This window comes from Paenibacillus sp. HJGM_3 (genome assembly GCF_045062745.1).
Lineage (GTDB): Bacteria > Bacillota > Bacilli > Paenibacillales > NBRC-103111 > Paenibacillus_AA.
This window is the reverse complement of sequence record NZ_JBJGED010000001.1, coordinates 315,717-336,798: the sequence shown is the minus strand read 5'-3', so window position 1 is coordinate 336,798 and position 21,082 is coordinate 315,717. Positions and strand designations below refer to the sequence as shown.

At 51.1% G+C, this 21,082-nt stretch carries 14 protein-coding genes; 12 read left to right on the top strand and 2 right to left on the bottom strand.

Features of this window, described 5'->3' with window-relative positions:
- Positions 1 to 415: 415 nt before the first annotated feature.
- The 4 genes from ACI5FR_RS01465 to ACI5FR_RS01450 all read left to right on the top strand — a co-directional run bounded on the left by ACI5FR_RS01465 (position 416) and on the right by ACI5FR_RS01450 (position 6,635).
- Positions 416 to 3,757 (top strand): FG-GAP-like repeat-containing protein, encoded by a 3,342-nt coding sequence (locus tag ACI5FR_RS01465; protein WP_405449334.1) that lies wholly within the window; start codon positions 416 to 418, stop codon positions 3,755 to 3,757.
- A 134-nt stretch (positions 3,758 to 3,891) separates the two neighbouring features.
- A complete protein-coding gene (locus ACI5FR_RS01460; RefSeq protein WP_405449331.1) occupies positions 3,892 to 4,677 on the top strand; it encodes a class I SAM-dependent methyltransferase in 786 nt (261 codons plus the stop codon).
- Positions 4,678 to 4,954: 277 nt separating this feature from the next.
- Complete coding sequence (locus ACI5FR_RS01455; protein WP_405449329.1) at positions 4,955 to 6,148, top strand: serine hydrolase domain-containing protein; 1,194 nt, start codon at positions 4,955 to 4,957, stop codon at positions 6,146 to 6,148.
- Between the two features lie 55 nt (positions 6,149 to 6,203).
- Positions 6,204 to 6,635 carry a GNAT family N-acetyltransferase gene (locus ACI5FR_RS01450; RefSeq protein WP_405449326.1) on the top strand — a complete coding sequence of 144 codons (432 nt, stop codon included), beginning with the start codon at positions 6,204 to 6,206 and terminating at the stop codon, positions 6,633 to 6,635.
- Positions 6,636 to 6,699: 64 nt separating this feature from the next.
- On the opposite strand, the gene ACI5FR_RS01445 is transcribed toward ACI5FR_RS01450, so the two are convergent.
- Positions 6,700 to 7,146 (bottom strand): hypothetical protein, encoded by a 447-nt coding sequence (locus ACI5FR_RS01445; protein ID WP_405449325.1) that lies wholly within the window; start codon positions 7,144 to 7,146, stop codon positions 6,700 to 6,702.
- A gap of 187 nt (positions 7,147 to 7,333) precedes the next feature.
- Here ACI5FR_RS01445 and ACI5FR_RS01440 point away from each other — a divergent pair, with 187 nt between their 5' ends.
- On the top strand, positions 7,334 to 8,095 hold the full coding sequence (locus tag ACI5FR_RS01440) for a YheC/YheD family protein (RefSeq protein ID WP_405449323.1): 762 nt from the start codon (positions 7,334 to 7,336) through the stop codon (positions 8,093 to 8,095).
- A 41-nt stretch (positions 8,096 to 8,136) separates the two neighbouring features.
- Here the strand turns inward: ACI5FR_RS01440 and cuyB are convergent, their stop codons facing one another.
- Positions 8,137 to 8,880 carry a cysteate racemase gene (cuyB, locus tag ACI5FR_RS01435; protein WP_405449320.1) on the bottom strand — a complete coding sequence of 248 codons (744 nt, stop codon included), beginning with the start codon at positions 8,878 to 8,880 and terminating at the stop codon, positions 8,137 to 8,139.
- Between the two features lie 129 nt (positions 8,881 to 9,009).
- Between cuyB and ACI5FR_RS01430 the strand changes: the two genes are divergently transcribed.
- From ACI5FR_RS01430 to ACI5FR_RS01400, 7 genes are all read left to right on the top strand, one after another.
- Positions 9,010 to 9,324, top strand: coding sequence for a cyclic-phosphate processing receiver domain-containing protein (locus tag ACI5FR_RS01430; protein WP_405449317.1), 315 nt, complete (start codon positions 9,010 to 9,012; stop codon positions 9,322 to 9,324).
- A gap of 344 nt (positions 9,325 to 9,668) precedes the next feature.
- Positions 9,669 to 10,523, top strand: a complete 855-nt coding sequence (locus tag ACI5FR_RS01425; RefSeq protein ID WP_405449799.1) for an ABC transporter permease — start codon at positions 9,669 to 9,671, stop codon at positions 10,521 to 10,523.
- A 13-nt stretch (positions 10,524 to 10,536) separates the two neighbouring features.
- Positions 10,537 to 11,412: a carbohydrate ABC transporter permease gene (locus ACI5FR_RS01420; protein ID WP_405449314.1), complete on the top strand. Its 876-nt coding sequence runs from the start codon at positions 10,537 to 10,539 to the stop codon at positions 11,410 to 11,412.
- A gap of 104 nt (positions 11,413 to 11,516) precedes the next feature.
- Entirely contained in the window at positions 11,517 to 13,178 is a 1,662-nt protein-coding gene (locus ACI5FR_RS01415; RefSeq protein ID WP_405449311.1) for an extracellular solute-binding protein, read from the top strand.
- Between the two features lie 104 nt (positions 13,179 to 13,282).
- Positions 13,283 to 15,499: a helix-turn-helix domain-containing protein gene (locus ACI5FR_RS01410; protein WP_405449308.1), complete on the top strand. Its 2,217-nt coding sequence runs from the start codon at positions 13,283 to 13,285 to the stop codon at positions 15,497 to 15,499.
- 130 nt (positions 15,500 to 15,629) lie between these two features.
- On the top strand, positions 15,630 to 17,015 hold the full coding sequence (locus ACI5FR_RS01405) for an extracellular solute-binding protein (protein WP_405449306.1): 1,386 nt from the start codon (positions 15,630 to 15,632) through the stop codon (positions 17,013 to 17,015).
- Between the two features lie 370 nt (positions 17,016 to 17,385).
- The gene (locus tag ACI5FR_RS01400; protein WP_405449303.1) at positions 17,386 to 20,979 is read left to right on the top strand and encodes an exo-alpha-sialidase; all 3,594 of its coding nucleotides are present in this window, start codon (positions 17,386 to 17,388) and stop codon (positions 20,977 to 20,979) included.
- Positions 20,980 to 21,082 lie beyond the last annotated feature (103 nt).

Below are 21,082 nucleotides of genomic sequence, written 5' to 3'. Positions count from 1 at the left end.
ACGACATTCCGCTATTCCTTTCCAAAGCACGGCTCTAGCCCAATTTGCCCCTAAATAAAGGAACCTCGTTCCCGCAATGGGTTCATTTCTCTAGTTTTTGGGAGAATAGCGGAATCACGTAGCCCTTCACTACGATTTCAATAGCGGTCGCGAACCCATCCCCATGCCCTCACCGCCCGTCCAACTGAACGCCAACGCCAAGGACGAACCCACTACCCCGAAAATGCTTCGATAGAAGCTTATCGCGTACCGGCAATCGGAGGTATTTGCGACGATTTCCCTAGTTGCAATGGGACCATGGAATCATTGACGATACGCAAAGGCGAAAACAATAATTAAATGCTGGGATAAAATGGGCATTACTTTCAGAGCTGTCATCTCAATTACGCCTTTTCAGAGGAGGGAATTTATAACTGTGAATTTGAAGTTCAGTATCAAACTGATCAAGCTTGCTCCAGTCATGCTTGCAGCACTGTTAGCGGTCGCCCCGCTTCATTCGTTTGCGGCCGACCCGCCGCACTATCAGAGTACTTCTACCGTTTATAGCATTGGAGCAGGAAGTATTTATGATATGGAGTTCTCCGATATCGACGGTGATGGAAATCTGGATATGATCGCATTGGAGAACACGAACAATCGGGTCGCGATTTTGCGAGGGAACGGCGACGGCACCTTCATGGCCCCTCAACTCCTTGGCGTTGGAAGCAATCCAAGGTCGGCAACCGTAGGAGACTTCAACCGTGACGGTATTAACGATATTGCCGTCGGCAATTATAATGGTTCCGATGTTTCGATCCTGCTCGGGAATGCGGATGGTACTTATCAGGCAGCCGTCTCCTTTCTGTCCGGCCCCGGATCGTTGGATGTGGTCACCGCCGACCTGAACGAGGATGGAAACTTGGATCTTGCCGTAACGAACGACTCGGCCGGGCAAATCTCCATTCTGTATGGAAATGGCGACGGAACCTTCGGGGCGAGAGTAACTCATAACGTGGGATCTGCTCCGCGCAAAATCGTCTCGGGTGACTTCAACAGAGACGGGCACATCGATTTGATCTGCACCAATGACGGCTCCCATTCGATCAGCGTCTTGCTTGGAAACGGTCACGGCGTTTTCGGTAGACAAGATTATCCCGCGGGAAATTCGCCCTTTATAATCGTCGCAGGAGATTGGAATCATGACGCGGTGACAGACCTCGCAGTCGATGCGAACGGAGATCACGGAGCGATGGTACTGATCGGCAACGGCGACGGCTCGTTTCGAGCTCCGGTTCCATATCTAACCGGCTCAACGGTATCCCCGACGTACCCGCTTTACATCTCGGCCGGCGACTTTAACGGCGATGGAGAATCCGATCTGGTCGTCATGAATCAATCGGTGGGGTACTACTCCATCTTTCTTGGCAACGCCGACGGCACCTTCCAACAACCGGATCTCCAATATTCGCCGGCTGGGGCCAATCCGATCAAGGCCGGAGATTTCAATGGAGACGGGATTTCGGATTTGGTATTCGGCAGGAGTACCCACATCGATATCATGAACAGCAAGTCCGAAGGAACGATCGCGTTTGATGCATCTTCCTATTCCGTTCCCGAGAATGCTGTACCTGCGTCTGCTCGAGTCAAGATCGTACGAAGCGACTCTTATGGCCCGACGACCGTTCGACTGACGACGACGGACGGAACCGCTGTTTCAGGTACCGACTATACAGCTGTCACGACTACGATTTCATTTCCGGCGGGAGTGAGCTTCAAAACCTTTGATATCCCGACCGTAAACAATGCGGTCTACTCCGGTGACAGAGCCTTCACCGTGACGCTCTCCTCACCTACGAATGGAGTGACGTTAGGGGCACAGGCAAGCTCGGCCGTCACGATTCTGGAAGACGAGCCGGCACCGGACACCAGTGCTCCCACTGTGGATGCAACGAAGTTTTCAGCCATTGACAACTACACCGGCACGCCAGATCAATTAATTGGATCGGCGGGCGCCGTCGACGAACCCGGAGCGAACGTACGCGCGTACGCCTGGAACGACACCAATGCCAACAGTACGATCGAGGCGGGCGAACTGTCTTCTACAGCGATTGCGCTCGGGGCCAGTGGCGCTGACGGTTCCTTGTCCGCCGCCGATCTGGGCGATCTGCCTCCCGGCGTGTACCGTTACGTCATTACTGCGACCGATGCCACCGGCAACGAATCACCGCGCATTGCGAGTGCAGCCGTCACTTTCACTCTGACGAAAGCGTCGATCCCTAAGCCTGTCATTTCCCTAATCGGAGCCAATCCGCTCATCGTTCCTGTCGGCAGTGCCTTCACAGACCCCGGCGCGACAGCGCAGGACGACAATTACGGAGACCTGACCGCCTCAATTACGGTAACCGGCTCGGTCTATACCCACACGCCAGGCGACTATACGCTGCGCTACAAGGTTCAAAATCCGGCCGGCGTGTGGGCCGACGACGTGATTCGGGTCGTCAAGGTTATCTCCGAGAGCTCTGGAGAAACAGGGAATTCCGAAACTGCTGAAAACCCGAGCAGTCCGGGTACTTCCAACATCGACCAAGTCAAGATCAAAATCAACGGCGTAATCAAGCTGGTCAATGCGTCGTACGAGACGACAAACGGACAACGCGTGACCCGGGTTCGACTGACTTCGGAGCAATTGGCCGAAGCATTTAGGTCCAAGCCGGATAGCATCCTGATCGAAGCCCAAGACATCGGTCAAGCGGTCACGGCCGATCTTCCTGCAGCACTGTTGCTGAATGCATGGAAACGACAGCCGGATGCCTGGGCGGAGCTGTTCGTAAACGGGAACGGCATTCGAATCCCGCTTAGCGTCCTTAAGGACGTCCCGGAGGATGCGGCCCTTACCGCCACGATTGCGTTGGGATCGGATTCCGACAGCGCAGCTGTGAATGATGCAATCATTAAGAGAGGGGGAACACCGCTCCTCGCGAATCCGGTTGTTTACTCGCTTCATACAACCGGCGAGCGCATAATAGATTGGGGCGGCAATTCCGCAACCCGGACCGTGAAACTGCCTAACCCGGCCGATTCGGACAAGGCGACGGCCGTGCGGGTGGATGAGAGCGAGCGTTTGCATTTTGCACCATCCGTGTTCTCTAGCGATCCATCGCCGAAGGTAACGATTCGTTCGCCTTACGATGGCGTATATACGATCATCCAATTGGATCGATCGTTTGCAGATTTGAGTGGGCATTGGGCGCAGGCAGACATAGTCTTGATGGCGAACAAGCTCCTTGTAGAAGGAAGAACGCAAGACGGGTTTTGGCCGGACGATAACATCACACGCGCCGAATTTGCCACCCTGCTTGTGCGTGCCCTTGGTCTTACCGAAGAAGATGACCCCATCCCGTTCCGGGATGATGCAGCAGGAACTTGGTATGCAGGAGCGGTAAGAGCCGCGCATCAAGCTGGATTGATTGACGGGTTTGAAGATGGGACGTTCCGACCGTTGGAGCACATTACCCGCGAACAGATGGCCGTGATGATCGCCAGGGCGATGAAATACGCCGGATATTCGCTGGTTGCGCATGCATCACCGAGGACAATATTCGCCGACGAAGCGGACATCGCGAATTGGGCTGCCGCAGCGGTAGAACAGTTGACTCAAACTTCTATCATTCAAGGGATAACCGATACGAAGTTCGGCCCCCGGGAACATGCATCCCGTGCCCAAAGTGCGGTCATGTTGAAGCGTATGCTGCAGGCTTTGGGATTTATCAATCCATAACTTACAAACAACCTTCGCTATCCCATGGGACGGCGAGGGTTGTTCGTTTTCAATGCGTCTATACAGTTGGAAAAATATTCTGTATGTTAATCAGTGAGGATCGGCAATCTCATGGCGAAGGGATGGTAAATTCGATGTTTCCTGATCTGACGCAGCATCCGGATTACTTAAGCGCACAGTCCTTAGCTTGGTGCAACCAGTTGGCAGCTAATACGGGCAAGTACGTGTATCCTTGGAACGGTATTTGCGAGGGGATTGCGGCCGAAGATATTTTAACGGAAAAACTTTCCTCTATCGTACGGGGGAAGGTTCTGGATGTCGGATGCGGTCACGGAGAGTATGCCGATCGGTGGGCCACCTTTGCCGAAGAAGTGGTGGGATATGACATGACGGAGGGGTTTATTCTTACCGCAAACCAAAATCGCCAACCGAATGTCCGGTATGTAGTGGGGCGAACTCAAGACGGGCTTCCTTTTCCGGACAATTATTTCGATATCGCCTACACCAAGAAGGGCCCAACAAGCTGGTATCGAGAAGGGAACCGGATCGTTCGCCCCGGCGGAGACGTTCTATTATTTCATCCAGGCGACGGCAATGGGGAAGGCGGGGAAATGGGATTTTACTTTCCAGGGCTATTCGGTCCGCCTACCGTAGGGACCCCAATTCTGGATAAAATTCAGGAGAGATTGGAAACTAGCGGGTTCACAGACATTCAATTGTGGATGTTAAAAGAAACCGTATGGATTCCAACCCCCCAGGATATTTTGGCGATGGTGTGTTTCGGTCAGAGCGATCGATTTTCAGAGTTTGCTAGAGCAACCTGTTATTCGGGAATCGCTGCCCAATTCGAAAAGCATGCTAGTGAAAAAGGAATCAAAACCACCGGGTTTTACTATATGATTCAAGCAAAAGCATCGTAGCTTTCGCGATCCCGATTTGGAGGTATAAGATGGGTGAGTTAACAATCGATTACCCCGAACATCATGGCCTTTCTTCCAAGGCGCTGTCCCGCTTTTTTCATAGAATCGAACAGAATGATTTACAGGTGAACAGCTTTATGCTGCTTCAAGACGGTAAGGTAACGGCGAGCATGTGGCGTGCCCCTTATCGGCCGGATTGCCCGCATATGCTATATTCGCTTAGCAAGAGCGTCATTTCGATTGCGGTTGGCATAGCGGCAGATCAAGGATACCTTCAATGGATGATCCGGTTATTTCTTTTTTTCCAGAACAGTGTCCTAAGTCGGTTTCGAACAACTTGGCGAGGATGACCATCCACCATCTTTTGTCGATGAATACGGGGCATCGCACCAATATTTACAGTGCTGTAACGGGAGAAAAGGACTGGGTCCGGTCCTTCTTGTCGTTAGGAGTGGAATGCGAGCCGGGGAGTCATTATTCGTATAATACGCCCGCCACTTATATGTTGTCGGCCATTCTTCAGAAAGCGACCGATCAACATTTGATGGACTTCCTGATGCCCCGATTGTTCGAGCCACTGGGCATTGAGCGGCCGATATGGGAAACATGTCCCATGGGCATTGCCGCTGGCGGCATGGGACTCAGTTTGACCACCGGGCAAGTGGCCAAGTTTGGTCAAATGCTACTGGACAAGGGCAAGGTGGATGGCAAGACCGTTGTATCCGAGGCTTACGTGGCCATGGCTACCCGGGAACAAAGCGATAATCGCCTTGGAGCAACCGAGATCGATTCTGCCCAGGGCTACGGATACCAATTTCATTTAGGGCGCAGGGGTTGCTTCAGGGGAGGAGGTGCATTTGGCCAGCTTTGCTTTGTGGCGCCGGACCAACGTCTCGTGATCGCGGCCACGGCGGCGCTGAGCAAGAGGCAGAGTCAGACCTTGCTCGATCTGATCTACGAGGATATCATCGACGAGTTAAATGCAAGCCGCACTGTTCTCCCGCTTAACGCTGAGAGTGTGGATCTTCGTCGGCGTCTTGCCGGAATGGTGTATCCAGTCCCTGCACCCCAACCGATCCCTGACCATATACCGAGTATCGATGGTCTCTGGTACACGCTGGGAGATAATCCGGAGAAACTGCGCAGACTTGGTTTCGTTCAATCCGGGCAACAGTTGGAGATCCATCTTTTGTACGATGACCGCGAGCAGCGTGTTCTCGTTTTTGACTTTCGTGCTCCGATCCATATTCGAGACGTGTTTGTGAAAGATTTGGCGAACCACTTACAAGAAGCGGTCACATACGTTTCATGGATCGATACTTCGACGTTGAAGTTGACCCTGTTATATATTGAAACGCCGTATTGTGTAAATTATACAATCCAATTCAACGACGGAGGCCTTGATCTTCATTTCCATATGAATGTCTCTATGACGTTTAAGGAGTATAAGGTTTTGGGCGTTCTTGTTTAGAAAGGAGTGCTTTTTCTGGAAATCAAAATACGCGATGCGAATGATTCGGATATTCTTGACATTATCCAAAAGGCAATTGGACGATTTTCATGCTGAATTGAGGCCCGAACAGTTTGTAAGTGCGCACCTCTATAATGAACAAACGGTAAAAGCCTTCTTTGAAGCTGAAAAATCCAGAGTAGTTGTAGGTGTAATCCCCCAGACAGATGAAATAATCGCTTACGCTATTCTGAATACGGAGAGAACTGGCGCCAGGACAATATTTAGACAAAGAACAATGATTTATATAAACGACTTATGTGTCCGAGAAGAGTTTAGAAAAAAAGGCATTGGTCGCCAGATGTTTCAGTATATCCTTGATTACGCCAAGAAAATGAATGTAGATGCCGTTGAATTAGATGTGTTTGCAAGTAACCAAGAAGCTGTCCGACTTTATGAGTCAATCGGAATGAAAGAGAAGATAAGGCGTATGGAGCTGAAGCTTTAGAATGCATGTGAAGGACGAAACTGACAGGCTACCGAAGAAATTTCGATAGCCTGGATGTCCCCTCCTACTTAAGTTCGGTAATCTTGAAAACACCCGTTCCCCGGCTTATATGATTGCCCTCCAGCCAATCTACCTCGACCGAAATCGGCACGTCGATCGGCAAAATCAACTCGGATAACGTTATTTTTTCGTTGGGGTCTAATTTGGAAATCACCGTTTTGGAATCGGCTTTTACGGTGGGAGCCGATAACTTCTCCTTGGTGTCGATTCTATAGTAAACCGTCACACTTTTCACCGAAGTATCTCCGGTATATTGAAACTCCATGTCATACGCCTGTTCCCCCAGCCCATTGGTCTTCGGCAGCATCACTAATTTCCAATGCTCTAAACTCTGTTGGTTGGTTAACTCGGTACTAACCGAACGAATTTTCGTATTGTCTGGTTCGGAGCCCGTGCTGCACCCCGATAGGACCACAAACAACAAGACGAGCCATAACGGCAGTTTTCTCACCTCGGATCACCTCCTACATGTCTTATACTTCCAGGAATACAGAAAGGTTTCGCCGCCGAATGGGACGGAATGGCACGTCTACCAAGTCTGTTCATATACTGTAGCACGCCTTCCCCGGCGCAAAAGAATGGGGCACAAGCACCGGAGATCCCGGAGATCCCATGTTGAAAAAGGGAAGTGATCATGCTTGAAGGGAACCGATAAGCGGTTGGTCAGCAGCAAGCTCGAAAAAACGAGGGTCCTGGCGCGAAACGAGCGGCTGATTCCCTATATACCGTCCACAAGACGGTTTAGCGGGAGCACGCTGAAACAGATGTTGGATTTATATCGGATGGTCTATCTCAAACCCGTAGACGGCCTCAAAGGAAGAGGGGTGATGAGAGCGGAATGGAAGGAAGGGAAATATGAGCTCCGATACGGCACATCGGCTGTGGGTTTCAAGGATTTCAGAGCTTTATTCCAGTCCGTTCGCCGACGGATCCGGAGTAAACCGTATTTAATCCAGAAAGGGGTTCGGATGCTTCGGTATCGCGGTCGTCCGTTTGATTTTCGCATTATGGTCCAGAAAAACGAGAAGCGCGAATGGGAGGTCACCGGGATCGTAGGACGGGTCGCACCCCCGAGGCGGATCGTGACGAACCGAAGCCAAGGCGGGAAATGCATGCGTGCAGCAATATTGTTGCGCCCCTACATGAACAAATCCAGGTTAAGAGCGTATCTGGCCTCCTTATTCCAGTTAAGCCGGAGCATCGGGCAGCAGTTCCAGACCGAGTACCCCGGATGCTGGCAGCTTGGGGTTGATATTGCGGTAAGCCAAGACCGGAAGCCCTGGGTGCTGGAGGTCAACACCGACCCGGCCGTTACGCCATTCGTCAAGCTCGGCAACCCACGTATGAAGAATAGGATCAAAAAATTGAGGCGCTACAATCGAAGTAGATACGCCAGGTAGGCTGCCGCCAGTGACGAAAAAAAGCCGACTCATGTCTCCGTCTAATCCGAGGGATGAGTCCGCTCATTTTCATGAGTACGGTTATAGTACACATCGATTAATTGGGCAACAGTGACTTGGATGGAGTCGATATAGGGTACGGGTACTTCCTCTTTGGAAAGGACTAAGGGGAGCTCCGAGCACGCCCCAATGATGGCTTCCGCTCCCATCGCGATTAATTGCTGACAGCCGGCGAGCAGCTTATTTTTCAGCACGGCGTCGCGATAACCCGCCTTTATCCCATTTGGCCCATACACCACCTTGTTAAAATACTCCTCCTGATCGGCATCGGCGAGTACTAACGCCCTGATCTGCCGTCGATGAAACTCTTCTTGCCACAGCCGTGTTTGGATTGTACCTTCGGTAGCCAGAATGCCTACTTGTTTCAAATTAGGATACATCCTGCAAGCCGAATCGGCCGTTTCTCTCACGATGTGGAACAGCTTCGCTTGAGTCAACGACGCTTCCAGCCGGTTGTAATAATGATGCGCCGTGACGCAAGCGAGCACGATGATTGTGGCTCCGCCGTTCTCGAGGATTCGGACGGATCTTACTAGTTCCGGAAGCGGGTCCTCTCCGCCGTATAAGATGTTTTCGGTCCGATCGGGGATGCGCGCATTATTATGAAGGAGAATTTCCATATAGTCCTGATCCGTCCGGGCGGGGGAGCGATCGATTAATTGCTGGAAAAACGATACCGCTGCATGCGAGCCCATCCCTCCGACAATGCCAATCATAGCTTTCATCCGTAATCCACACTCGCCTTCGTGAGGGTTGTCTTGCGCACAATTCCCTACAGCATATTAATGGCGTTTGTAGAATTCGACGGCCTTTTTACATGGTTGACCAGTCCATTTACAAGAAGGATGAGGGAGATGAGGAAAGTATTTTTGGACGACAAGCGACCGGCGCCCGAGGGCTATCGATTGGTAACCTCCGCCAAGCAGTGTAAGAAAGTACTCCGAGAAGGAAGGATCGCCGTGCTTTCTCTCGACTATAACCTTGGCCGGAATCAACCTAAAGGGGATCAAGTGGTTAAATATATGGTCGAGAAGAAGCTATATCCGAAAACCATTATCATTCACAGCAACAGCCGATACGGGCGGTTAAAGATGTATCAGTTATTAATCCGCAACAAGCCCCGGCACGTTCCCGTGTATATCCGGCCCTTGCCTACGCCTCGTATTTAGAAGCCCATACATTCGTTCGAACCCGCTAAATTGCGGGTTTTTTGCTTTATAAATCGGGACTGACAGAAGCAGCCTTTCGTCATGTTAATTCAATGAAAACTTGTATACGGAGTTCCATTCGCAACCTGTTAACTGCGCAAAATCATGTATATTGAACGGGCGGGCAGACCTGCTATACGATGGGCTCAATTCGGAAGAGAGGAAGTGACCGCGGCGTGAAGCATATAGAAGAATCCGTTTCTTCATTAAGCACGTCTATCAATCCGCCGCCAATCGCCAAGACTGGCTGGCTGGTGAATAAATACTCGAAACGGATATTGAGACAGAATATCCCGCTGTACATCATGTTCTTGCCGATTCTCGTTTATTTTATCGTCTTCAAGTACTATCCCATGACCGGGCTTGTGATCGCCTTTAAAAAGTATAGCTTCATCAAAGGCATCTGGGGCAGTCCGTGGGCGGGACTCAGCAATTTCGAGCTCATCTTCAGCACGAAACAGATGGTAAGCATCATCTGGAACACATTGCGGCTTAGCGGACTCAGTCTCCTTGTCGGCTTCCCGGTGCCGATCGTGCTGGCGCTGCTGCTCAATGAGGTTCGCAAGATGTGGTTCAAACGCACCGTTCAGACGTTCGTGTATTTGCCGCATTTTTTGAATTGGGTCATCGTTGGGGGTATTGTGGTGACGGTTTTCTCGCAAAGGACAGGCGTAGTCAATCATGTGCTGGACAGCCTGTTCGGCATCACCTACCCCTTTTTATACAACGAATCCTCCTGGGTGGCGATTTTCTTGTCCGCCGGGATCTGGAAGGAAGCGGGGTTCGGCGCGATCATTTATTTGGCCGCTCTTTCCTCGATCGATCAGAGCCTGTACGAGGCGGCGAGCATCGACGGAGCGAACAAATGGCAGCAGACGACACAAATTACGCTGCCCGGCATTATGCCAACCGCGATCATCATGCTGATATTGAAGATCGGTCATCTGATGGAGGTGGGCTTCGATCAGGTGTATGTTTTGCAAAATAGCACGGTCGCCGAAATCTCGGAAGTCATCAGCACCTTTATGTACAAGATGGGGATTCAGCAAGCGCAATTCAGTCTCGCCACCGCAATGGGGTTGTTCGAATCGCTCGTCGGGCTTGTCTTGGTGCTCATGGCCAATCTGATCGCCAGACGCTTCGGTCAGGGCATGTGGTAGGGAAGGGGAACATATGAAGCATTCAACGGGAGAGAAACTGTTTTATTTCCTCAATTATATCGTACTAGCCTTGATCGGTCTCAGCTGTCTTCTTCCGCTCGTCCATATAGCGGCGCTTTCACTCAGCGACAAACATGCGATTGCTTCCGGATCGGTGTCGTTCTGGCCGGTCCATCTCGAATGGGGCGCCTACAAAGTGCTGCTGAAAGAAACTCCGGTCGTGCAGGCCTTCCGCAACAGTGTCCTCATTACGGTGGTCGGAACGGCACTCAATATGGTTGCTACCGTGCTTGCCGCTTATCCGTTATCCAAACGCTATTTTATCGGACGCAAAGTATTCTCCTTCGCCACCATCTTCACCATGCTGTTCGGCGCCGGCATCATTCCGGGCTACTTGCTCTTGAAAAGCCTGGGACTCATTAATTCTTACGGGGCGCTATGGCTGCCTGGACTAGTCAGCGTCTGGAACATGATGGTCTTAAGAAGCTTCTTCGAGGGGCTGCCGGATGAATTGGACGAGGCTTCCCGCATCGACGGCTGCTCGGAGTGGAGACTTATTATGCAGATCGTTCTTCCGCTTTCGATGCCCGTCCTAGCTGCGCTTTCTTTATTCTACGCCGTAGGCCATTGGAATTCGTTCATGAATGTGCTGATCTTCATTAACGATTCCAGCAAGCATAACTTATCGGTGCTCATTCAGCAGATGATTCAGAGTCAGAGCTTAATGCAGGAAGTGACGAACGTTCAGCCCGATCTGGCCCTTACGCTTACGCCGGAAGGAGTTAAAGCCGCTGGAGTCATCACGATGACGCTTCCGATGCTAGCCGTTTATCCTTTCTTGCAGCGTTATTTTGTGAAAGGCGTGTTAATCGGAGCGCTCAAGGGGTAAACCGAGGGATTGATCAAGGGAGGTGACGCGGAACAGCTTCATCGATCAGTTTGCAAAAGTCGAAAGTAGTATGGGACAATATGAAGAAGGGGAGTACCGTCGCTATGAATAATCCAACCATGAAGAAAACCGTTACCGCGTCGTTAGCGGTATTGCTGACCGGGAGCCTTATATTAGCCGCTTGCAGCAGCAATGAGCCTGATCCTGGCCCTGCCAGCACGACGGGCAATACGGCAGCAACGACGCCGAAAGGGCCGAAACCAAAAATTACCGTTTCGATCTATGATCGCAACAATGTGCCCGAGGGCGAAGGGAAAATTACCGATAACCGCTGGACCAAATGGATCAACGAGAACGCGCCGGTTCAAGTCGAGTTTATCCCGGTGCCGCGAACGAACTCCGCGCAGAAGTGGAACGTCTTGTTCGCTTCCGGCGAAGCGCCTGATTTAATTTTCGAGTACTCCAATGCCTACATGAAGGATCTGGCGGCCAAAGAGCAAATCATTCCGCTGGATGACGCCATTGAGAAGTATTCGACGACGTACAAGAAAATGCTGAAGGAAAACCCGATCATTAAAACTCTGACTACGTACAATGGCAAGACGTTCTTCCTTGGACGCATGTTTGCGGATATGGCTACGAATCATTATCTCATGATCCGCAAAGATTGGCTCGATAAACTGAAGCTGTCGGCGCCGAAGACGACGGAAGAATTCTTTCAGGTCGCGAAGGCGTTTACCGAGCAAGATCCGGACGGCAATGGCACGAAGGACACGCGCGGCACGACCTTTGGTGACATCGACATGTTCTTTGGCTTCGAACCGAGCTCTCCCGCTTGGATGTACCATCTGCAGAACGATCAATATGTGCGTTCGTGGGACCGGCTCCGGGCCTCCACGGAATTGAAGAAGCGTCTCTATGACGCGGGAACGGTGGACAAAGATATTTTCGCGGATAAAACCGGCGAGATGGCGAGACAGGACTGGGTGAACGGCAAGCTTGGCATGTACGTCGGCGACAATCTGGAAGCGGTTAAGGGATACAGTACCTATGAAACGTTTATGAAAAATAATCCAAATGCGGATGTCGCCATTATACCGCTTCCCAAAACCGAATTTGGGCAATTCGCGCCGGCCGGCGCCACACCGTTCCAATTCACCGCGGGCATTAACGCGACTTCCAAAAATGTGGAGGCGGTGATGAAGTACATCGACTGGCTGATGAGCGACGAGACGATGACCACCTTGAAATACGGTTTTGAGGGCGTTCATTACAAGATGGATGCGGCTACCGGCTGTCCGAAACCGATCGATACGGAGAAGAACAAGAAGGAGCTGACCTGGAACGCCGATTTCCTGATGATGAGCCAAGTGTATAAGTTTAGCAAATGCGACCAATTTGTCATTACTTCGCTGGATCAGAGCAAGCCCTTGGACAAGAAGTATGCGGAGCTGATCAGCCAAGGCAGAGCGGCCTATATTACGCCGGACCGACCGCTCTACTACGATTTGACGCTTCCTGTGACGCTGCCCGACGACCTGGTGGTCATCAACAACACGGTCTCGACGACGATCACGAATTTGATCACCAAGGCGATTACAGGCGGCAGGGGCTCATCGGTTGATCAAGCGATGAATGAAGCGAAGGACGCTTGGGAGAAGGCGGGCGGCAAAAAAATTGACGACTTCCACGCAAAAGCTTATGCCGATTACAAGAACAATGGCATTATTTATACCAAGGATTTCTATAATTATCTGAAAAAATAAGCATCCTGGAAGGCGGGTACCGAGGCTCGCCTTCTCTTTTATTCCGGTCTAGTTTCCCGTTGTGATAAACTGAGGGGGCTATGGTCCGAAGGAGAGTATCCCGTATGCGCAGAAACTGGTTTCATCGCTTGCTTCTATCGTATTTGCCCGTCCTGCTCTTGATCGTATGCCTGTTCGTGTTCATCGGGATCATCCAACTGAGTGAGCTTTCCCGGAAGGAAGCGGTGAAATCCAGCCGCGTCTATGCTCAGAATCTCCAGAACAATATCGACACGTCGCTGCGTTCAGTTGAAATGATGATGATCGAGATGATCGCCCGGAATCCGAAACTGACCTATTTCGCCGGTATGGAGAGCTCGCCCGACTTCATCATCGACTTGTCTCAGCTTCTCCAAAGCATGGTCAACACGAGCGCCCTGATCGACTCCATCTATGTGTATCGTGTCGGAGACGGGACGATCGTCAGCGACAAGACGAAGCTGACAATCGATCAATTCGCCGACCGTTCCTATGCGGAAGCCAGCTTGTCAGCACGGCCGACTGGCTGGAGCGATCCCCGCGCCTATCGCACATTCAAAGACGGGGACGATAAAGAAACGGTGGTCTCCATGGCGAAGGGCATTCCGCTCAGCGGGAAAGGGATCGCCCTTCTGGTGTTGAACGTAAGCGTTGACAAGATACGGGAGTATTTCGAGAACTTCGGCCAATCCGCAGTAAGCTATATCTCGATCTCCGACCGCAGAGGAGATGAACTGTTCCGACAACCGAGCCGGACTTCGCCGTCGGATCATATCGTTGTGACTTCGAGCTATACCGGATGGACGTATCAGAGCGGATTGAAGGTCGAATTGCTGGGGAATATCTACAGGAACTTCACCAACGGTTGGATGTTATTCGGCTACATTGGACTCCTCATAGGCGTCTGGTGGGTGATCTATATTTCCCGCAAAAACTACAAGCCGATTGAAACGATGATGTCCCGCATCCGAAAATATAATCAACAGCATCCGAATCTCTTGATTCAAGAGCCTTCCGTGGATGAACTGAGCTACATCGACTACACGCTCGGTAATATGATCGAGACTACGCAGGACTATGAGCATCGCCATCGCGAGAATCGGCGGTATCGCCGGTTGCGCTTATTTCAGGAATTGGTCGAAGGCGGAGGGCAGATCAACCAAGCGGAGTGGAGCGAGGAGCTTCGCGGATTGGAGATCGATGTCTTTGCCGGCGCTTCCGTAAGCGTGATCGAGATCGACAAATATTCCGCGTTTATCTCGCAGTATTCCCACAAGGACCAAGGCTTGTTCAAGTACATCTTAACCAAGGTCGTTGAGGAAACCGCCAAAGCGGAGTCGCTCCGCATCTGGCAAGAGTGGGTTACGAATCACCGGTTATGTGTGATCTATTTTGACTTCAATGAGGAACAACGGCTTCAAGCGGGCAGCCGCATTCTGGTCCAATCGGAGCAGGTTCGTGCGTGGCTGCAGGACCATTTGGAGCTCACGGTGACATTCGGCCTTGGTACGCCCGTAACCGAGGCGAGTGCCATCTCGCAGTCCTATGAAACCGCAACGACAGCTCTCAGCTATAAATCCGCGCTCGGCAGCAACCGGGTGATCGGACATTGGGAAACCGAAGTTTTATCACGGGACGACTTGTTCGTGTATTTGCAGTATGTGCGTACGATCGCTCAGGCCTTCCGTGTCGGCAACGAAGCTTGGCGGGAGCAGTTGAACCTGTTGTTCGACGGACTAAGAAGCCTGCTGCTGCCTAAGGAGGAAATTGACGGGGTCCTAAACTATATGAATTATTTCTTTCAACGGGAAATGATGGAACTTCCTCCGGAGTACCAGGAGCTGTGGAATAGCGAGTTCCGCGCCCAGTGGGACGAGCGAATGGAAACGCTGGAAACGCTGGATGATCTGGAATCGTTTTATTCGGACCGACTGACTTCCTGCTCCAGAGCGATGAAGCTTATGCGCGAGGAAAAAGGAAACCATGCTGTCGTTCGCCGAGTCAGGGACTATATCGAGCAGCATTTCGACAATCCGGACCTTTCCTTGTCGCTGCTCGGGGAGCAGTTCAACATGAATACTTCCAGCTTAAGCACGCTCTTCAAGGAAGAATTCGGCGAGAAATTCGTCGTCTATCTCTCCCACGTGAGGATGGAGCATGCGAAAGACATGCTGCGTAACAGCGATCTGCCTATCTACGAAATCTCGGGGAAGGTCGGGTACCTGCATCCGATGTCCTTCATCCGGACGTTCAAGAAAACGGTCGGGGTCACGCCCGGAGATTATCGGAAAGTACATCAGTAACAATTTTCGACGATAGAAATAAATTCGGATCCTAGTTCAGATAAAATGAAATATAGCATTCATTCCCATGGTTTTGTATACTATATATAACCCACAATGAACAAAGGTTTGTTGTTAAGGAGTAAGTAAGATGGCGAAACCAGACCGCAATACATTCCAGAACCGGTTGAACGAGCTGATGATGACCCTGCGGCAGGCGATCCATCGGGGAACGTACCAGCCCGGGGATTTTCTGCCTGCGGAGACGGCATTGGCGGAGCAGTTCCATCTGAGCAAAAATTCCGTCCGGATTGCGCTGGATAAGCTGCTCGAGGAAGGCTTAATCGTCAAGCTTCCCAGGGTCGGCACCCAGGTCGCTCCGCGCCCGCAGCGAACAGTGTTGCGATTCGGCTTTTATCCCTCCCTATATGAGGAGACCGATATTAGCCGTCTCATCGAGCTGTTCGAAGAGCGGTATCCGCATATAAGCGTCAAGCCGCTGGAGCTGCCATATACTCGCGCGGACAGCATCAAGCTGTGGGTCGAGCACGGGATTCTCGACGTGATGACGTTGAATTTCAACGATTATTTGCATTTCCGGGAAAAAGACAGCCTCCATCTGCTGGAGGGCGTTCCCCCCGATCCAGAAACGTATCCCTTCTTGAACGACATGTTCGCCACGGCAGAGGGAAAAGTCGCCGTAAGGCCGTTTATCTTCTCACCGGTTGTCCTCTGTTACAACAAGGAGCATTTCCGGCAGCAGAGGCTGTTCGAACCCGACAGCAGCTGGGATTGGCGGGATCTGCACGAAGCGCTTCGCAAGCTGAAGGCGCCTAACCGCTTCGGGCTTTTCTTTCAATTGACCAATCGCTGGCCTATCTTTTTATTGCAGAACGGCGTGAGGTTCGAACGCGATGAAGAAGGATTCTTCTCGCCGGCCGATCCGGGGATGCTGAGTACGCTGCGCTACATTCGCGATCTGATTCATGAAGACGGCTTGTTCCCGCTCGTCATGTCGTTCGGGGAGCATAATGCGGAGCAGCTGTTCAAGCAACAGAAAGTATCGGTCATTCTGACGACCTATTTCCGGCTGAACCAGCTTGCCGATGCGGATTTCCCATTCGATATCGCCCAGGTGCCCCAATCCAAATCAAGGGAGACGCTGCTCTTGTCTACCGGCATAGCCGTCGGAGCGATGTCCCCGAATAAGGAAGCGGCAGCCTGCTTTGCGGATTTTCTGCTGTCCGAGCAAGTCCACACCCTCATACGTCGCCATTCGTTCAGTCTGCCGTCCAACAAACGCGTGACGGAGACCGTGTCCCCCGAACTGCCGAACAAGCCTTCGCGGCTCGAGCTTCACCGGGAGATGATTCCGAATTATGCGACCCATGAGCGGCTGCAGCTGTCCACGCGGGAGCTGCATGTATTCGGGGAATGCCTGGAACAGTACTTTTCGGAGCTGGTCGATGAAGAGGGGCTCATGCGTCTATTTAATAAGCAGCTATCTGGCGGAACGGAATTGCTTTCTTCCCGGTGACCGATAGAGGAGATAGGAAGTCCGGCTGATTGTGATCGGCTGGGCTTTTTTTGCATATCCAACGTGGCGGAGAATAAGGGTTGACAACGAATCGCTTGATTGCTAAGTTAGAATTGCTTGGATAATATGGTCTAACCATTATACACCTTTCAGTGGAGGCGTGCCGCCACCGTTCATTCGTTAGAGCCTTCCGATGGTTAAGATCACCATTAAACGAAAATGACAACGCTTCCAAATGGCTTCACAGCTGCTGGAGCAGAGGGGGGTGGAGAGTTCTAAGTAACAATGAAAAGTCCAACACGGTTGTTTGCAAACATGAAGAAATGGAATGGTGGATGATCAAACTAGGGTCTCAGGAAGGGATGGAACTATGAGGAAAAGTTATCTTTTGCTGATTTTCTTTCTTTTGGCAGGGCTTATGCCCTTCTCGCCTGGCGGATCGACTGCCCATGCGGACGAGTGGGCGGGGAGCGTGGGATATCTAAACAATGACAGCGCTCCTCAAAGCGGTCCGTTGGCCAATTTTGGCTATTCGGGCGGTGCGTACTTTGATTACTTCAACCGGAGTGTCGGGATCGACCTTGGGGTGTCCCGTACATTCAACGAGATTAGACTCCTTGACGAGAATAGCACCAACCGTGTCAATTCTAGCGCTAATCTTTCCGTCTACATAAGCAACGACAACTTGAGTTACACCCAATTAAGCGGATGGAGCTTTTTGAAAGCGGGCCAAGCAATCATCCTTCAGGGTTTCTCAGTGAGTGCGCGCTATGTTAAAGTCCACTCCCATTTTACCGATGCGGGATCTTCGGGAACTTGGCTGACTCAGTCCAATCTGCAGCACATGCTTGAAGTACGTCAAGTCGTGCCGCGATCCTCCTCCATTCCGGGGACGATCGGTTATGTCAATCAAGACCTCAACCCCTCAGCTATGCCGATAGGCAACTGGGGAACCGTTGTTGCGGCAGCATTGGATTATAATTATCGAAGCCTGGGGATCGATCTTGGCTCCTCCCAACCTTTCAATACGATTGAATTGGTGGAGACTCAAGGACCTTCACGTGTAGAAAAAACAGATTTATCTATTTATGTAAGCCATGACAACCAAACCTACACGAAAGTCTCGGATTGGAATTTTCTCAAGCTCAATAACCGGATCATCCTATATAACATAAACGCGACAGGACGTTATATCAAAGTTCATAACCATTTTGACGATACTTCGTTTACCTTTTCCAATACGAATTTGCAAAACATGATCTACGTATCGAACCGGCCGGCAGGGGAATGGACGGCGTCTGGCGGAGGGACGTGGCTGTATAAAAAATCCGTTCAGGTATCGAACGCCGGTACGTCCCCGATGTTAGACCGATCGGTGTATATCGCCAAATCCGCCTTGGGCACAGCTTCCTTACAGGCTGCCGGTAAGCTGCAACGGGACTTCAGGGACGTTCGGTTTGCCGATGAAGCGAACCATGAGCTGGCTTATTACATGGACGATAACGGCTTTTATGTCAACCTCCCGACGCTGGCACCAGGCCTTTCCACGGTTTACTTTTATTACGGCAATCCATCTGCGGAATTTGTCGGTGCCGGGCAGGAAGGTCTTCAAGTGGAGTATGGGAATAAAACTTTGGTGGAGCATTCCACTCCGGAGTTTAGGGATAATGTAAAACCCGAGAAGTTGGCCAACGGGGACATCCTGATGGTCGCCAACCGGGTAAGCTCAACAACCAGCGGCATTTATGCCAAATATTCCTCGGACGGCGGACGTACGTGGACAGCCCCAACCCAAATCGTGAACTTGAACGATGCAGGCCGGGATGAGCCGGCAAGCTTGTTCGTCGACCCGGCGACCGGGAAAGTATTCTTATTCTTCTACTCGTATTATGGCTACACAACCACCAATTGCTTGACCGCAGGAAACGCATGCCGCAACGATTTATACTATACCGTATCGACGGATCATGGACGCACATTTGCGCAACCGGTGAAAATAAACACAGGAACGCTTGAGTACAATGGAGCCACATATCCAATCAATTACAATGTCACATATACGAATCCGATTGAACTTGTAAACGGAGACTGGATTTTTCCTTTCGTCTACGTGAAGGCTCCGGATGGTTCTTTGGCGGTAAGCGTGCTGATTTCAACGGATAAAGGCACCACATGGACCAAAAGCGTGAGCCAGCTGGACGTAAGTTCAAGCGGAAGCGAAGCGGGACTGTCGGAACCGTCGATCGTGCAGCTGGCAGATGGATCGCTAAGAATGTATATGCGTCAGCAGATCGCAAGCAAGGTCAAGCTGGCGCAAAGTACATCAACGGATAACGGCAGAACGTGGTCGGTTCCGACGGATGCTCCCGTATTCTCATCCAATACGATGTCGGTCCTGAAGCGCCATAGCAATCACGATATTTTGCTGCTGTGGCCGGGGAACAACGCTTTCGGGGGAACCAGCTATTTGCGTAATCCGCTGACGCTCGCTTACAGCCAAGATGAAACCAACTCTTGGAGGGCTATGCGGGATTTGTTGGGAAGAACGCGTTTGTCTCAATCCGGGGTTAACCCTGCCAAGCAAGTGGCGACCCAACCGTCTTTAGTTGAGGTGGATCCGGATACATATTTGTTCGGCTGGTGGGGCTCGAATTGGTCAACGGCAACCACCCTGTTAGTCGAAGACTTGAACCGCTACTTGTATCGATCGCATGGCGTTTCTGACGATTTTGAATACTCGGATTTGAAAAATGACTATTGGTGGGAATTAGGAGGTTCGATTTCAACCAGTACCCAACAGTCCAAGAGCGGAGCCAGCGCATTAAGACTGCTAGACAATAATACAACCAATCTGACCGCCGGCAGCCGATTGTTTCCCGGGATCCGAAAAGGGACGGTCAAATTCAGCTTATATGCGTCTAATTTAAGTAATTTGTTTAGCTTTTCCCTGCGAGAGCCGTACTCTTATGTTCATAATGCGCCGGGAACGGTATTTCAGTTCATGCTGGAAACGGACGGTTCCTTGAGAGTGTACAATCGTGCGGGGAATCGTGTGGAGCTTCCGGTACAGACCGATCTTACAACCGGAACCTGGCATGATATTGAACTCCAATTCGATGTGGCGGCCAAGCAAATCGGCGTTTGGGTGGACGGCGCCTTTAAAGGGACTGTAGAAAATTATTTGGATGGCAATCTAATCACGCATTTCAATATTGCTTCCGGGAGTACCGCAGGAACAGGAACCGACGTCTATATCGACAACTTGATGATTCAGGACACGGAAGCCGGATTGCCTATAGCAGGAGCGGTCGGGGGTGAGCAATGGGCAGATTTTACGCCACCAAGTACTATGGCCGCCCTCAGTCCTGTCGAACCGAACGGCTCTGGCGGGTGGTACTCCAGAGACGTGACGGTAACTCTTGCTACCTACGATAACGTTCCGGGGGGAATCAGAACGGAATACCGGATCAACGGAGGGGGATGGTCTACATACGACCGAGCGTTCACCCTGACAGCTGATGGCATGAATAGGGTAGAGTATCGCAGTATGGACAGTGCCGGGAATGTGGAGGACGTGAAAGAAACGACAATCCGAGTGGACAAGACAGCCCCAATATTATCGTTAACGTTAGATGTCCCTAGCATTAAAGCGCCGAATCATAAGTTAGTTCCCATTCATGCAACATTGGATTATAGCGATGGGCTTTCTGGTATTCACTCCATTGAGTTACGATCGATTACCAGTAATGAACCTGATAATGGCATTGGGGACGGGGATCAGCCGAATGATATTCAAGACGCTGTATACGGTACTGACGATACATCGTTCAGTGTGCGTGCGGAGAGATCGGGTAAAGGGGTTGGACGGGTTTATACAATCCTTTATGCAGCTATCGACCAAGCAGGGAATGAAACAACCGCTTCCGCAACCGTAACCGTTCCTCACGATGGCTCTGGCGAATAGTGGTCTCCTAACTGAATGCTACGCCCAAGGACCTCTGGAGTGATCTGCTCCAGAGGTTTTATTTATGAACCACAAATAAACCAGTTGACTGCCAAACTTTTCA

Excerpts from the sequence above, each read along its gene's own strand:
- ACI5FR_RS01460 (WP_405449331.1), top strand. The coding sequence starts at position 3,892 with ATGTTTCCTGATCTGACGCAGCATCCGGATTACTTAAGCGCACAGTCC.
- ACI5FR_RS01455 (WP_405449329.1), top strand. The coding sequence starts at position 4,955 with ATGGATGATCCGGTTATTTCTTTTTTTCCAGAACAGTGTCCTAAGTCG.
- cuyB (WP_405449320.1), bottom strand. The coding sequence starts at position 8,880 with ATGAAAGCTATGATTGGCATTGTCGGAGGGATGGGCTCGCATGCAGCG.
- ACI5FR_RS01430 (WP_405449317.1), top strand. The coding sequence starts at position 9,010 with ATGAGGAAAGTATTTTTGGACGACAAGCGACCGGCGCCCGAGGGCTAT.
- ACI5FR_RS01425 (WP_405449799.1), top strand. The coding sequence starts at position 9,669 with ATGTTCTTGCCGATTCTCGTTTATTTTATCGTCTTCAAGTACTATCCC.
- ACI5FR_RS01420 (WP_405449314.1), top strand. The coding sequence starts at position 10,537 with ATGAAGCATTCAACGGGAGAGAAACTGTTTTATTTCCTCAATTATATC.
- ACI5FR_RS01415 (WP_405449311.1), top strand. The coding sequence starts at position 11,517 with ATGAATAATCCAACCATGAAGAAAACCGTTACCGCGTCGTTAGCGGTA.
- ACI5FR_RS01410 (WP_405449308.1), top strand. The coding sequence starts at position 13,283 with ATGCGCAGAAACTGGTTTCATCGCTTGCTTCTATCGTATTTGCCCGTC.
- ACI5FR_RS01405 (WP_405449306.1), top strand. The coding sequence starts at position 15,630 with ATGGCGAAACCAGACCGCAATACATTCCAGAACCGGTTGAACGAGCTG.
- ACI5FR_RS01400 (WP_405449303.1), top strand. The coding sequence starts at position 17,386 with ATGAGGAAAAGTTATCTTTTGCTGATTTTCTTTCTTTTGGCAGGGCTT.